The sequence below is a fragment of the Pseudomonas sp. EU05-FHT14B02 genome, from assembly GCF_058791055.1.
Map to the genome: position 1 here is coordinate 34285 of NZ_JBYTDD010000007.1, position 15165 is coordinate 49449.

The 15165-nt window shown below is 60.4% G+C and carries 10 protein-coding genes; 4 read left to right on the forward strand and 6 right to left on the reverse strand.

Annotation, left to right across the window (positions count from 1 at the left end; translation table 11 throughout):
• The first annotated feature begins 6 nt into the window (after positions 1–6).
• Positions 7–729, forward strand: a complete 723-nt coding sequence (locus AC3WTM_RS08990) for a glycerophosphodiester phosphodiesterase (protein ID WP_102668918.1) — start codon at positions 7–9, stop codon at positions 727–729.
• A gap of 42 nt (positions 730–771) precedes the next feature.
• Here the strand turns inward: AC3WTM_RS08990 and sthA are convergent, their stop codons facing one another.
• The 3 genes from sthA to AC3WTM_RS09005 form a co-directional block, all read right to left on the reverse strand.
• Positions 772–2166, reverse strand: a complete 1395-nt coding sequence (gene sthA, locus AC3WTM_RS08995; RefSeq protein WP_007984277.1) for a Si-specific NAD(P)(+) transhydrogenase — start codon at positions 2164–2166, stop codon at positions 772–774.
• Between the two features lie 207 nt (positions 2167–2373).
• Complete coding sequence (locus tag AC3WTM_RS09000; protein ID WP_102668919.1) at positions 2374–3411, reverse strand: FAD:protein FMN transferase; 1038 nt, start codon at positions 3409–3411, stop codon at positions 2374–2376.
• Positions 3412–3706: 295 nt separating this feature from the next.
• On the reverse strand, positions 3707–5170 hold the full coding sequence (locus AC3WTM_RS09005; RefSeq protein ID WP_102668920.1) for a glyceraldehyde-3-phosphate dehydrogenase: 1464 nt from the start codon (positions 5168–5170) through the stop codon (positions 3707–3709).
• 363 nt (positions 5171–5533) lie between these two features.
• Here AC3WTM_RS09005 and mfd point away from each other — a divergent pair, with 363 nt between their 5' ends.
• Genes mfd through AC3WTM_RS09020 form a run of 3 tightly spaced genes read left to right on the forward strand, consistent with a single transcriptional unit; the run spans position 5534 to position 12276 of the window.
• Positions 5534–8983, forward strand: coding sequence for a transcription-repair coupling factor (gene mfd, locus AC3WTM_RS09010; protein ID WP_102685542.1), 3450 nt, complete (start codon positions 5534–5536; stop codon positions 8981–8983).
• Positions 8984–8993: 10 nt separating this feature from the next.
• Positions 8994–9572 carry a CsiV family protein gene (locus AC3WTM_RS09015; RefSeq protein WP_102668922.1) on the forward strand — a complete coding sequence of 193 codons (579 nt, stop codon included), beginning with the start codon at positions 8994–8996 and terminating at the stop codon, positions 9570–9572.
• Between the two features lie 10 nt (positions 9573–9582).
• Positions 9583–12276, forward strand: a complete 2694-nt coding sequence (locus AC3WTM_RS09020) for a DEAD/DEAH box helicase (protein ID WP_102668923.1) — start codon at positions 9583–9585, stop codon at positions 12274–12276.
• Between the two features lie 146 nt (positions 12277–12422).
• Here AC3WTM_RS09020 and AC3WTM_RS09025 read toward each other — a convergent pair whose 3' ends face one another.
• The 3 genes from AC3WTM_RS09025 to AC3WTM_RS09035 form a co-directional block, all read right to left on the reverse strand.
• Entirely contained in the window at positions 12423–13160 is a 738-nt protein-coding gene (locus AC3WTM_RS09025; RefSeq protein ID WP_102668924.1) for an S-methyl-5'-thioinosine phosphorylase, read from the reverse strand.
• A 12-nt stretch (positions 13161–13172) separates the two neighbouring features.
• Entirely contained in the window at positions 13173–14183 is a 1011-nt protein-coding gene (gene nagZ, locus AC3WTM_RS09030; protein WP_102668925.1) for a beta-N-acetylhexosaminidase, read from the reverse strand.
• Positions 14184–14341: 158 nt separating this feature from the next.
• On the reverse strand, positions 14342–15049 hold the full coding sequence (locus tag AC3WTM_RS09035; protein WP_102668926.1) for a TetR/AcrR family transcriptional regulator: 708 nt from the start codon (positions 15047–15049) through the stop codon (positions 14342–14344).
• Positions 15050–15165: the final 116 nt, after the last annotated feature.

Sequence of the window (15165 nt, forward strand, 5' to 3'; positions counted from 1 at the left end):
AGAACCGTGACCCTCATCTACGGCCATCGCGGCGCCAAGGGCGAAGCACCGGAAAACACCCTGACCAGCTTTCAGGAATGTCTCAAGCACGGCGTGCGTCGCTGCGAACTGGACCTGCACCTGTCCAAGGACGGCGAGCTGATGGTCATCCACGACCCGACCCTCAAGCGCACCACCGACCGTCGCGGCAAGGTCGTCGAACACACGGCGGCCGAGCTTGTGACGTATGACGCACGCAAGGGTGGACCGGGCTGGATCAAGCCTTGCCCGATTCCGACTCTGGAGGAACTGTTCGAGAAGTGCGACTTCGATCACTGGCAGCTGGAAGTCAAAAGTGCATCACGGATGCGTGCCGCGACCACCGTGCTGGCGATTCGCGAAATGGTGCAGCGTCATGGCCTGATGGACAAGGTGACCATCACCTCGAGTTCTCGTGAAGTGCTCAAGGCCGCGCTGGAACTGGTGCCGGACGTGTCCCGGGGGCTGGTGGCCGAATACGCCTGGCTCGACCCGCTGAAGGTCGCGGCCAGTTACGGCTGTGAAATTCTGGCGCTGAACTGGACCCTGTGCACGCCCGAACGCCTGCAAAGAGCGCAGCGTCAGGGGCTGCATGTGTCGGTATGGACCGTCAACGAGCCCGCGCTGATGCGCAGACTCGCCGACTTCGGCGTTGACAGCCTGATTACAGACTTTCCCGGTTTGGCCACCGCCACGCTCGAGAATTGCTGAAATCGGTCTCCCCGGCCGGCTCAGGCCACCGGCCGGAGCCCGTCAAAAAAGCCGGTTGAGGCCGTCGTACGCGGCTACCCGATAGGCTTCGGCCATGGTCGGGTAGTTGAACGTGGTGTTGACGAAGTACTTCAACGTATTGAGTTCGCCCGGCTGGTTCATGATCGCCTGACCGATGTGCACGATCTCCGACGCCTGATAACCGAAGCAGTGAACACCCAGCACTTCCAGGGTTTCACGGTGGAACAGGATCTTCAGCATGCCTTGCGGTTCGCCAGCGATCTGCGCCCGCGCCATGCTCTTGAAGAAGGCCTTGCCCACTTCGTACGGCACCTTGGCCTGAGTCAGTTCCTGCTCGTTCTTGCCGATCGAACTGATCTCGGGAATGGTGTAGATGCCCGTCGGCACGTCATTCACAAAGCGCCAGCTACCGTTATCGACGATGCTGCCAGCGGCCGAACGACCTTGGTCGTGGGCGGCACTGGCCAGGCTTGGCCAGCCGATCACGTCACCGGCGCCGTAGATGTTCGGCACGCAGGTGCGGTACGCCTCGTCGACTTCGATCTGGCCACGGCTGTTGACCTTCACGCCGATGTTTTCCAGACCCAACTGGTCGGTGTTGCCGGTACGACCGTTACACCAGAGCAAGGCGTCGGCCTTGATCTTCTTGCCGGACTTGAGGTGCAGGATCACGCCGTTGTCCACGCCTTCGACGCGGTCGTAGTCTTCGTTGTGGCGAACCGTGATGTTGTTGTTGCTGAAGTGATAACTCAGGGCCTGGGAAATTTCCGAGTCGAGGAAGCTCAGCAGTTGCCCACGGTTGTCCACCAATTCAACCAATACACCCAGGCCGCTGAAGATCGAGGCGTATTCGCACCCGATCACGCCAGCACCGTAAACGATGAGTTTGCGTGGGGTGTGGCCGAGGCTGAGGATGGTGTCGCTATCGTAGATACGCGGGTGGTGGAAATCGATGTCCGCCGGGCGATAAGGACGCGAACCGGTGGCAATGATGATGTGTTTGGCCACCAGTTTCTCGACCACGCCGTTGGCGCAGACCACTTCGATGGTTTGCTCGTCGGCGAAGCTGCCGGTGCCGAAGAACACATCGACGCGGTTACGGGCGTAGTAGCCGGTACGCGAAGCGACTTGCTTGGAGATGACTTTCTCGGCGCTTTTCAACACGTCCGGGAACGAGAACCAGCGCGGTTCACCAATGGCCCGGAACATCGGGTTGGTGTTGAATTGCATGATCTGCCGCACCGAGTGACGCAGTGCCTTGGACGGGATGGTGCCCAAGTGAGTGCAGTTGCCGCCGACCTGGCGACGGCTATCGACCATCGCCACCTTGCGCCCTGCCTTGGCGGCGTTCATTGCCGCGCCTTCCCCTGCCGGGCCGGAACCCAACACCACCACGTCGTAGTTGTAGACAGCCATGCGTACTCCTCAGAACAGGCCGCGGCACCCTCGGCACCTGCGGCTAAATCACGCCAATGCGTGGCATGAAGGAACAATTTGGGGCCAGTGCAGAACCCGGACACAGTCTATAGAAGCGTTAACGCCGCGCACATTAACCCTTGGTCGCGTCGTAGGCTACTTTTGCCTGCGCTACAACGCCAGTTTTCAATGCTCAAATCGCCGAAATCATTCGGTTTTTTCGCCACTGATGCGTTCAAAAGCGGGACTGCTGCGTGTGACGAAACCTGTATCGGCACGAATCACAAAAAATGCGCCGATATCGTGTTTTTCTGCGTAGTCCCAACCGCGTTCCGGGCCGAGAATCAGCAACAGCGTCGATAAGCCATCGGCCATCAACGCAGAAGAATGAATCACTGTGACGGACGCCAGGGTGTGTGAGACCGGCGCACCGGTGCGGGCATCAAAGGTGTGGGAAAAACGCTGTCCGTCCTGCTCGAAATAATTCCGGTAGTCGCCGGAAGTGGACAGACCATAGCCGTCGACAACAATGACCCGCTCCGCCACCTGCCGGTCATCCCTCGGCTCTTCCAGGGCAATGCGCCACGGCGAGCCGTCGGCCTTCCTGCCGGACGCCTTGAGTTCGCCCGTGGCCTCAGCGAGGTAGTCATGGATGCCCATCGCCTCGAGTCTTGCGGCAATCGTGTCCACCGCATAACCGGCGGCAATGCTGTTGAAATCGACCTCGACGGCGGCGTCCTTGCATAGCTGATCACCATCGATGCGCAAATGTTGGTGGCCAACGCGCTGGCGGGCTTCGGCGAGCGCTTCGGCGGTCGGGACTTTTTCCCCGCGGGCCTGCGGGCCAAATCCCCAGAGATTCAGCAACGGCTCCACCGTCAGGTCGTAGGAACCATCGCTTTGCACTGACAGTTGCTCGCCCACGCGGACCAGTTCGAGGATCGGCGCCGGCATTACCTGACAACGATTGGCCGGCAATGCGTTGAAGCGTTCGATGTCGGAGTCGCTGCGGTAAGTCGACATTTGCCGGTCAATGTCAGCGAGGATCTGCTCGACCTGGACACGGACTTCGTCCGGCGCCGGAAGGTCGGCATGGCGCACATACTTGATCGAATAAGTGCTGCCCATGGTCGGGCCGCCGAAGCTCTCCAGAGTGTCGCCGTTGCCGCAGCCTGATAGTGCGCCGAGCAACAAAAATGCCACCCCCAGCCACCTGATCAACAATTCCCGAGCTCCCCAATGCATCCCCTGACACGCCGCCAGGGCCAGCCATTATGCGATAGAACCGTGGGAGCGGGCTTGCTCGCGAAGAGGCCATCACATTCAGCATTGATAGCTCTCTCAGACCGCTATCGCGAGCAAGCTCGCTCCCACATTGGATAGCTGGCGTGATCACTACCGTGCAAACACCACCACACCCTGTGGGAGCGAGCTTGCTCGCGATGAGGCCAGTGCGAACAACACATCCCCCAATAGACAAAAGCAGCACAAACAAAAACGCCCCGACCAAGGCCGGGGCGTTTTCATGTGCAGCTAAGGCTTAGCGCGGGAATGCTGGCGGGTTTACACCGGCCATGTCTTCCATCACGCGAACCACTTGGCAGCTGTAACCGAACTCGTTGTCGTACCAAACGTACAGAACAACGCGGTTATCCTGGGTGATGGTCGCTTCAGCGTCCACTACGCCTGCGTGGCGCGAGCCAACGAAGTCGGTGGAAACCACTTCCTGGGAGCTGACATAGTCGATCTGCTTGTGCAGATCCGAGTGCATGGCCATCTGGCGCAGGTACTCGTTGATCTCTTCGCGAGTGGTGGCCTTTTCCAGATTCAGGTTCAGGATAGCCATCGACACGTTCGGCGTAGGAACGCGAATCGCGTTACCGGTCAGCTTGCCCTTCAACACTGGCAGAGCCTTGGCGGCTGCAGTGGCGGCACCGGTCTCGGTGATTACCATGTTCAGCGGCGCTGCGCGGCCACGACGGCTGCCCTTGTGGAAGTTGTCGATCAGGTTCTGGTCGTTGGTGAACGAGTGAACGGTTTCGACGTGGCCGTTGACGATGCCGTACTTGTCATTCACAGCTTTGAGCACCGGCACGATGGCGTTGGTGGTGCACGAAGCGGCCGAGATGATCTTGTCGTCAGGGGTGATTTCGCCGTGGTTGATGCCGTGCACGATGTTCTTCAGCGCGCCCTTGCCAGGTGCGGTGAGGATTACGCGGGCAGCGCCCGGGCAAGCCAGGTGCTGGCCCAGGCCATCGGCGTCACGCCATACACCGGTGTTGTCGACGATCAGAGCGTTTTCGATGCCGTACTGGGTGTAGTCGACTTCGGCCGGGCTCTTGGCGTAGATAACCTGGATCAGGTTGCCGTTGGCGGTGATGGTGTTGTTGGCTTCATCGATGGTGATGGTGCCATCGAACGGGCCATGGACCGAGTCGCGACGCAGCAGGCTGGCACGTTTGACCAGGTCGTTCTCGGCGCCCTTGCGGACAACGATGGCGCGCAGGCGCAGGCCGTCGCCACCACCGGTTTTCTCGATCAGGATGCGTGCCAGCAGACGGCCGATACGACCGAAGCCGTAAAGGACAACGTCGGTGCCTTTGCGGGCGGAAGCGTTCTGCTGGCCAACCACGTCAGCCATCTCTTCACGGACGAACTGCTCGGCACTACGGCCATTGCCTTCGGCCTTGAATTTGGCCGCCAGCTTGCCCAGGTCTACCGAAGCGGCACCGAGCTTGAGCTCGCTCATCGCCTTGAGTAGCGGGAATGTTTCGTGGACGGAGAGTTCGGTTTCGTCGGTCTGGCGATGACGGGCAAAGCGGTGCGCTTTGAGGATCGAAATCACCGAGCGGTTGATCAGGCTGCGGCCATAGATCGAGCTCACCACGTTGTTATTGCGGTAGAGCTGACCGATAAGCGGAATCATCGCTTCTGCGAGTGCTTCACGGTCGATCCATTCACCAAGACACTGGTCGGGCTTCTGAGTCACGGGAACCTTCCACATGTAGGGGCAGAAAAAAGGGGCTACATTATGCCGCCGAGTGACAGCGGTAGCAATGCGCGCCCGTCGCGCTTTACGTAACAAATCGTCGTTCAAAAAAATTACGCCTCGCTCCAGCCCAATAAAACCGGGGCTTTCAGCACAGTCAATTTTTTGGAGCCAAAGTCTCCTTATCCGTAACCCTCCGTAACACTCGTTGTTTTTGCCACTACATATTCATTAATTTTAGGTAAAAAAGCGCAGAATTTTGTCTTTACCACTACATTTCGCCAAACCCGTACTTTAGACACAGTCTGCAACTGACAGGCGGCACTCCTGACCGCTACAATTACCGACTTTGTCGCAACGCTTGGAGCTCAACCTTCCGTGCCCGTTCTGCGTCTACCGCTTCTCCCTGCCGCGGCAGGTAAACAGCATTGGGGCAACCTGCCCGGTGCCGCCCTGAGCCTGGCTATCGCCGAGGCCGCCAGCGCTGCCAAGCGCTTTACCCTGCTGCTGACCGCCGATAGCCAAAGTGCCGAACGGCTGGAACAGGAGCTGGCTTTCTTCGCCCCGGATTTGCCCGTACTGCACTTTCCCGACTGGGAAACCCTGCCCTACGACCTGTTTTCACCGCACCAGGACATCATTTCCCAACGTATCTCGGCGCTCTATCGACTGCCGGAGTTGAGTCATGGCGTGCTGGTGGTGCCGATCACCACGGCCCTGCACCGACTGGCGCCCACCAAATTCCTGCTCGGCAGCAGTTTGGTGCTGGATGTCGGCCAGAAGCTCGACGTCGAGCAAATGCGCACCCGGCTCGAAGCCACGGGCTATCGCTACGTCGATACGGTGTATGAACACGGCGAGTTCACCGTTCGCGGTTCGCTGATCGACCTGTTCCCGATGGGCAGCAAGCTGCCGTATCGCATCGATCTGTTCGACGACGAAATCGAAACCCTGCGCACCTTCGACCCGGAGAATCAACGCTCCATCGACAAAGTCGACTCGGTCAAACTGCTGCCGGCCAAGGAGTTCCCGCTGGAGAAAGAAGCCGTGACCCGCTTCAAGGCGCGTTTTCGCGAGCGCTTCGATGTCGATTTCCGTCGCTGCCCGATCTTCCAGGACTTGAACAGCGGGATCACCCCGGCCGGTATCGAGTACTACCTGCCATTGTTCTTCGAAGAAACCTCGACGCTGTTCGATTACCTGCCACAGGACACGCAAGTGTTTTCCCTGCCGGGCATCGAACAGGCCGCCGAGAATTTCTGGAACGATGTGCGCAATCGCTATGAAGAACGTCGTGTCGATCCGTCCCGTCCCTTATTACCGCCAGCCGAGTTGTTCCTTCCAGTGGAAGACTGCTTCGCGCGCCTGAAGAACTGGCCGCGCGTAGTGGCCAGCCAGCAGGACATTGAAAGCGGTGGCGGCCGCGAGCGCTTCCCGGCTCGAGAACTGCCGAACCTGGCCATCGAAGCCAAGGCCACCCAGCCATTGGCAGCACTGGCTGGTTTCCTCGACGAATTCCCCGGTCGCGTGTTGTTTACCGCCGAATCGGCAGGCCGCCGCGAAGTGCTGCTGGAACTGCTGGAGCGCTTGAAGCTGCGACCGAAAACCGTCGACAGCTGGCCGGACTTTGTCGCGGGCAAGGAACGGCTGGCGATCACCATCGCCCCGCTCGACGAAGGCTTGCTGCTCGATGACCCGGCCCTGGCCCTCGTCGCCGAAAGCCCGCTGTTCGGCCAGCGCGTGATGCAGCGCCGTCGCCGCGAAAAGCGCGCCGATGCCAACAACGATGCCGTCATCAAGAACCTCACCGAGCTGCGCGAAGGTGCTCCGGTGGTGCATATCGACCACGGTGTCGGCCGCTACCTGGGCTTGGCAACCCTGGAAATCGACAACCAGACCGCTGAATTCCTCGCCCTGGAATACGCCGAAGGCGCCAAGCTGTATGTGCCGGTGGCCAACCTGCACCTGATCGCCCGCTACACCGGCAGCGACGATGCCCTGGCCCCGCTGCATCGCCTGGGCTCCGAGACCTGGCAGAAAGCCAAGCGCAAGGCCGCCGAACAGGTTCGCGACGTGGCCGCCGAGTTGCTCGACATCTATGCACGTCGCGCTGCCCGTGAAGGCTACGCTTTCGCCGACCCGAAGGCCGACTACGCCACCTTCAGCGCCGGTTTTCCGTTCGAAGAAACCCCGGACCAGCAAACCACCATCGAAGCGGTGCGCGAAGACATGCTTGCGCCCAAGCCGATGGATCGCCTGGTGTGCGGCGACGTCGGCTTCGGCAAGACCGAAGTGGCAATGCGCGCCGCGTTCATTGCGGTGCACGGCGGTCGCCAGGTGGCGATTCTGGTGCCGACCACCCTGCTCGCCCAACAGCACTACAACAGCTTCCGCGACCGCTTTGCCGACTGGCCGGTGACCGTGGAAGTGATGAGCCGCTTCAAATCGGCCAAGGAAGTGAATGCGGCGGTCGCGGACCTGGCCGAAGGCAAGATCGACATCGTCATCGGCACGCACAAGCTGCTGCAGGACGACGTCAAAATCAAAAACCTGGGCCTTGTGATCATCGACGAGGAACACCGTTTCGGCGTGCGCCAGAAAGAACAGCTCAAGGCGCTTCGCAGTGAAGTCGACATCCTGACCCTGACCGCCACGCCGATTCCGCGCACGCTGAACATGGCGGTGTCGGGTATGCGTGACCTGTCGATCATCGCCACGCCGCCGGCCCGTCGCCTGTCGGTACGCACCTTCGTCATGGAGCAGAACAAGAGCACGGTCAAAGAGGCCTTGCTGCGTGAATTGCTCCGTGGCGGTCAGGTCTATTACCTGCACAACGACGTGAAGACAATCGAGAAATGCGCTGCCGATCTGGCCGAACTGGTGCCGGAAGCACGGATCGGCATCGGCCACGGGCAGATGCGCGAGCGCGAACTCGAACAGGTGATGAGCGACTTCTACCACAAGCGCTTCAATGTGCTGATTGCCTCGACCATCATCGAGACCGGCATCGACGTACCGAGCGCCAACACCATCATCATCGAGCGTGCCGACAAGTTCGGCCTGGCACAGTTGCACCAGTTGCGCGGCCGGGTCGGACGCAGCCACCACCAGGCATACGCCTACCTGCTGACGCCACCGCGCCAGCAAATCACCCCGGACGCGGAAAAGCGCCTGGAAGCGATTGCCAACACCCAGGACCTCGGCGCGGGCTTCGTGCTCGCCACCAACGACCTGGAAATCCGTGGCGCCGGAGAACTGCTGGGTGACGGCCAGAGCGGGCAGATCCAGGCTGTCGGTTTCACGCTATACATGGAAATGCTCGAGCGCGCAGTGAAGTCGATCCGCAAGGGCGAGCAGCCGAACCTCGATCAACCGCTAGGCGGCGGTCCGGAAGTCAACTTGCGGGTACCGGCGCTGATTCCGGAAGACTACCTGCCGGATGTCCACGCCCGCCTGATTCTCTACAAACGCATTGCCTCGGCCACCGACGAGGACGGCCTCAAGGATTTGCAGGTGGAGATGATCGACCGTTTCGGCCTGTTGCCGGAGCCGACCAAGAACCTGATCCGCATCACTGCATTGAAATTGCAGGCCGAGCAACTGGGCATCAAGAAAGTCGATGGCGGCCCCCAAGGTGGTCGCGTCGAGTTCGCCGCACAGACGCCGGTCGACCCGTTGACACTGATCAAGCTGATCCAGAGCCAGCCAAAACGCTACAAATTCGAAGGCGCCACGATGTTCAAGTTCATGGTTCCGATGGAGCGCCCGGAAGAGCGCTTTAATACTGTAGAGGCGCTCTTCGAGCGTCTCGTTCCGACAACTGCTTGAAGGACGCCGCATGCGCCTGTTTCGCTCACTGACCTTGCTGACCCTATTGATGCCGGCACTGGTTGCACCCACGGCATTTGCCAATGACCTGTATCAGGTCGAAATGATTCTGGTCCGTCAAAACGCCGTGCCGGCGATTGTCAGCCGTGCCGCGCCGGAAGACTGGGATGCCGGTGCCCAACGCATCAACCCCGACAGCCTGCGCACGCCGAGCCTCAATGGCGAAGTGGAAAAACTCACGGCCAGCAATCAATACGAGGTATTGCTGCACAAAGCCTGGCAACAGAACCTGGGCGAGGAAGCCACCAAAGTCGCGATCAGCGACGGCAAGGAACAGTTCGGCCAATTTCCGATCGAGGGCACCCTGAACATGAAACTGGGGCGTTTCACCGACGTCGACGCCGACTTCTGGGTCAACCAGATAAACGCCGACGGCCTGGTCACTGCCAGTGAACGCCTCAAGACAGAAAGCCATACCAAAAACGGACAGCTGAACTTCCTCGACGCTGGCCACCTCGGCCTGCTGATCAAGATCACCTCCCTGACCGCCCCTGCGCCTCGGCCAGCCCCCGAAGAAATTCCGGACTGATAGAGTCCTTATGTCTGCGACCCTGAGTAAACCCCTGGCGCCGTCCTGGGTCAGCCGATTCAAGGAACAGAGCCTGGAGCGTGGCCGCCGCTACGCGCTGGAGAATCGTGTCAGGATCGTTGAAGCCGGCGACGCCACGATCATCGCCGCTTGCGAAGGCTCTGGCGGTAACGTTTACCGTCAGACCATTCGCCTGCGCGAGTCAGCCAAGGGCACTCTGCTGATGGTCGATGCTACCTGCTCCTGCCCGGTCCACAGCAACTGCAAACATTGCGCGGCGGTGCTCCTGCAAGTGCAGGAAACCCTCGACTACCCCGCTGCCGCCAAAGATGCCGAACTCCTGGAAAAACTCCAGGCAGTCTTGGAAAACCGCAGTCCGAAAGCACCGCCGCAAGTGCTGGTGGACAATGTGCAGCCCGTTCCGCGCCTGTGGCTGGCCAGCATCGAGTTCAGCGCATTCGAACCGCGCAACGGTCGAATGCAGCGTTACATCCAGCATCGCGCGGCGCTGTCTTTCAGTTACCTGGACGAGTACGTTTCCGGGCAGAAAAACACCGATATCCTGATTCGTCAGGAAACCCAAACGCTGCGGATAAAACGCCACCCGGAAGTGGAACAGTCCTACCGAGAGCAACTGCGAATCCTCGGCTTCAAAATCGCCACCCGGCAAAGCAAGGCCCTGCCGGAAAGTGCCGGCGAGCTGTTCGAGATGGTCAATGACAGCGCCTGGCTGACCTTTACCCTCAATGAACTGCCGAAGTTGCGCACCCAGGGCTGGGAATTGCAGATCGACGAGGACTTCGGTTTCGACCTGACGGCGGTAGACGACTGGTACGCCACAGTCGAACAGGCACCGGAGCGAGACTGGTTCGACCTGGAACTGGGGATCATCGTCAACGGCGAACGTCTGAGCCTGTTACCGATCCTGCTCAACCTGATGCGCTCCCACACCGAAATCCTCAACCCGGAACGCCTTGCCCGACGACGCGACGACGAGCTGATCCTGGTCAACATCCCCAATCGCCCGAACTCCGGGCACGGCCCGCTGCAAGTCGCCCTGCCCTTCGGTCGCTTGAAACCGGTGCTGGCCACCCTCGGCGAGTTCTACCTGCAGGAGCCCGGCGACACCACGCTGCGCCTGAGCAAGGCCGATGCCACGCGCCTGAACCCGCTGGAAGACATGCCACTGCTCTGGGAGGGCGGCGAACAAATCCGCACCTTTGCCCAGCGCCTGCGCGACATCAAGGACCACACGGCCGTCGCCCCGGACGGCCTGAATGCGACGTTGCGTCCGTATCAGCTTGAGGGCTTGAGCTGGATGCAATCGCTGCGGCAGCTGGAAGTGGGTGGAATCCTTGCCGATGACATGGGCCTGGGCAAAACCCTGCAGACACTGGCGCACGTCCTGAGCGAGAAAAATGCCGGTCGTCTCGATCGGCCATGCATGGTGGTGATGCCGACCAGCCTGATCCCCAACTGGCTCGACGAAGCGGCGCACTTTACGCCGCAGCTCAAAGTACTGGCGCTATACGGTGCCGGCCGCAAAAAGCACTTCGACAAGCTGGCTGACTACGATCTGATCCTGACCACCTATGCGCTGCTGCCCAAGGATGTCGAACGCCTGGCGGCGCAGCCTTTGCACATACTGGTGCTGGATGAAGCGCAATACATCAAGAACCCGACCAGCAAGGCCGCCCAGGCTGCCCGCGAGCTCAATGCCCGGCAGCGCCTGTGCCTGAGTGGCACACCGCTGGAAAACCATCTCGGTGAACTCTGGTCGCTGTTTCACTTTCTGTTGCCCGGCTGGCTGGGCGACGTCAAAAGTTTCAACCGCGATTACCGCGTGCCGATTGAAAAACGCACCAACGAAGTCAGACTCCAGCACCTCAACGGCCGCATCAAACCTTTCCTGCTGCGCCGCACCAAGGAACAGGTGGCTACCGAATTGCCGCCGAAAACCGAGATCATCCACTGGGTCGAACTCAACGAGGCCCAGCGCGACGTGTACGAAACCATGCGCCTGGCCATGGACAAGAAGGTCCGCGACGAGATCACCCGCAAAGGCGTGGCCCGCAGCCAGATCATCATTCTCGAAGCCCTGCTCAAGCTGCGTCAAGTGTGCTGCGATTTGCGCCTGGTCAACGATGCGACCCTGCCAAGCCGTGGCAGCACGTCAGGCAAGCTCGACAGCCTGATGGAAATGCTCGAGGAATTGTTCGAGGAAGGTCGGCGGATCCTGCTGTTCTCGCAGTTCACTTCAATGCTGTCACTGATCGAAGACGAACTGAACAAACGCGGCGTGGCCTACGCTCTGTTGACCGGCCAGACCCGCGACCGCCGCACACCGGTGAAGGAATTCCAGAGCGGCAAGCGTCAGATTTTTCTGATCAGCCTGAAGGCCGGTGGCGTTGGCCTGAACCTGACAGAAGCGGACACGGTGATTCATTACGACCCGTGGTGGAACCCGGCGACAGAAAACCAGGCGACCGACCGTGCGTATCGCATCGGCCAGGAGAAGCCGGTGTTCGTCTACAAACTGATTGCGCGCGGCACGGTGGAAGAAAAGATTCAGCACCTGCAAAAGGAAAAATCCGACCTCGCGGCCGGCGTATTGGATGGGCGCAAGGCCGGGGACTGGAAACTGCAGAGCGATGATATCGAGGCGCTGTTTGCGCCGCTGCCGGAAAACCTCGAAAAACGTTGAGATCTGCGGCGTTTTTTAGTCCGTCATCGCGAGCAAGTCGGATCGCCGCACCGTCGCTCCCACAGGTTCAGAGGTGTCCGCAAAAGACGCGGACACTGTGGGAGCGAGTTTGCTCGCGATAGGGTCAACTCGGTGCCAAGGCTGACTCAGCCCTTGAGCGCCCGCGCCAGTGTCGATTTCACCTTGCCCATACCGTCATGCAAGGCCTGCTCGATCTCGGCCATGGTGATCACCGCCGTCGACTTGCCCGCCGCCGGGTTCACCACCAGCGCCAGACAGGCGTAATCGAGTTCCAGCTCGCGGGCCAAGGCGGCTTCCGGCATACCGGTCATGCCGACGATGTCGCAGCCATCGCGCTCCAGCCTGGCAATTTCAGCCACTGTCTCCAGGCGCGGCCCTTGAGTGCAGGCATACACGCCATGACTGCTGTAGCCCACGCCTTCCGCCGCCAATGCCGCAATCAGTTGCTGACGCAACGGCTCGCTGTAGGGGTAGCTGAAGTCGATATGGGTGACGTGCTCCAGGTCATCGGAAAAGTAGGTGTGCTCACGACCACTGGTGTAGTCGATCAACTGATGCGGCACGCAGAAATGCCCGGTGCCCATCGCTGCATGGATGCCGCCCACGGCGTTGACCGCCAGAATGGCTTCGGCACCGGCCTGCTTCAGCGCCCAGAGGTTGGCGCGGTAGTTGACCTGATGCGGCGGAAAACGATGGGGATGACCGTGACGCGCGAGGAACAGTACTTCCTTGCCGGCATACTCGCCGACCTGAACATCGGCCGAAGGTGCGCCATAAGGCGTGTCCAATGCCAGTGACTGGCGAATGCTCAGGCCTTCGAGTTGAGTCAGGCCAGTGCCACCGATAATCGCGTAAACCGTCATAACGAACAGTCCTTAATCAATCAATTGAGCTTCTTTGAGCGTGCCGACAGCGGCCAGCCAGCGCGGGTCTTGACGGTATTCGGTGCTGGCAAACGACTGGCCACGCATCCGCGCAATGCGCTCGGAAGGCTTGACCTTCAGACGCTGGGCAGCGCTCAGGGCCAGTTCGGCGGCCGCACGGTCGTTGCACACCAGCCCCATGTCGCACCCGGCAGTCAGCGCCGCTTCGATACGGCTGGCGGCATCGCCGACCACGTGAGCGCCCGCCATGGACAGGTCGTCACTGAAGATCACGCCATCGAACTGCAACTCGCCACGCAGGATGTCCTGCAACCAGCGGCGGGAGAAACCGGCGGGCTGGGAATCGACTTGTGGATAAATGACGTGGGCCGGCATGACCGCGGCCAGTTGCTTGCTCAGCTTGGCAAACGGCACCAGGTCATTGGCGCGGATCTCGTCGAGGCTGCGTTCGTCGTTGGGAATCGCGACGTGAGAATCCGCTTCAGCCCAGCCGTGGCCGGGGAAGTGCTTGCCGGTGGCGGCCATTCCGGCGCTGTTCATCCCACGGATGAATGCACCCGCGAGCAAGGCAGCGCGCGCGGGATCGCCTTCGAACGAACGCGTGCCGACAACGGCGCTGCGCTGGTAATCAAGGTCCAGCACCGGCGCAAAGCTCAGGTCCAGGCCAACGGCCAACACTTCGGTGGCCATGATCCAGCCGCACTGCTCGGCCAGGTATTCGGCGTTCGGGTTGTCGGCAATGGCGCGCATGGCGGGCAATCGCATGAATCCCTGGCGCAGGCGCTGCACGCGGCCGCCCTCTTGATCCACCGCCAACAGCAGATCGGGACGAATGGCGCGAATGGCTGCACTCAGCTCGCGTACTTGACGCGGATGCTCGATGTTGCGGGCAAAGATGATCAGGCCACCCACTTCAGGCTGGCGCAACAATTGGCGATCTTCAGCCGTCAGCCAGGTACCGGCGACGTCCACCATCAACGAGCCTTGCAAGCCAGCAGTCATAGAAATTCCTTGATAACAGAAAACCCGGCCCAAACGAATTCGCCGCCAGACGCTATGCCCGGAAGGTCGGCGATTTCAATGGGAAACGGGTTCAGAACGAGAGTCGGCATGGGCGGCTAGCTTAGCGGATGTCAGCTGTCGCGCCCACCCGTGTGCGGTTAAACCTTGGCGGCAACCGGTGTCGATTTGCTACGCGGACGCAACTGGGCCGTGGCCATGGCCGAGTCGGTAACGCCGGATTCGGCGCGCATGCCGGCAGCCAGGAACGGCACCATCAGGCGCATGACCTGCTCGATCGAGGTGTTCACGCCGAAATCGGTTTCGGCAATCGCGCGCAAGGCCTTGATACCAGACATGCTGAACGCCGCCGCACCCAACATGAAGTGCACGCGCCAGAACAACTCGATAGGTGGAATACGTGGCGCTGCTTCGTTGACCAGCATCATATAGCGGCGAAATACCTTGCCGTACATGTCTTCCAGATAACGACGCAAGTGCCCCTGGCTCTGACTGAACGCCAGCCCCAGCAAACGCATGAAGATAGACAGGTCGTTGCCACTGCGCGGCTGCACCACCAGTGCCTGCTCGACGAGAATTTCCAGCAACTCTTCGAGTGTCGGCTTGATTTCAGGCTTGGCCTGACGCCGCTCCAGCTCTTTATCGAGGCTGATGCAGAATGGCCCGAGGAACCGAGAGAAAACCGCTTGAATCAACGCCTTCTTCGAACCGAAGTGATAGTTCACCGCCGCCAGGTTGACACCCGCCTTGCTGGTGATCAGACGCAACGAGGTTTCGGCGAAACCTTTTTCCGCGAACAACTGCTCGGCGGCATCAAGAATGCGTTCAACGGTTTCCGACTGGGCCATGGCTACTCCGCCTGACAAACACTTGTTTGAAACATACGTTTCAGCCTGTGCATTGTCAAGTCTGGCAGTTCGTTTCGGGAATGGTCGGTCAGACATTTAACCACACAACGGCAAAG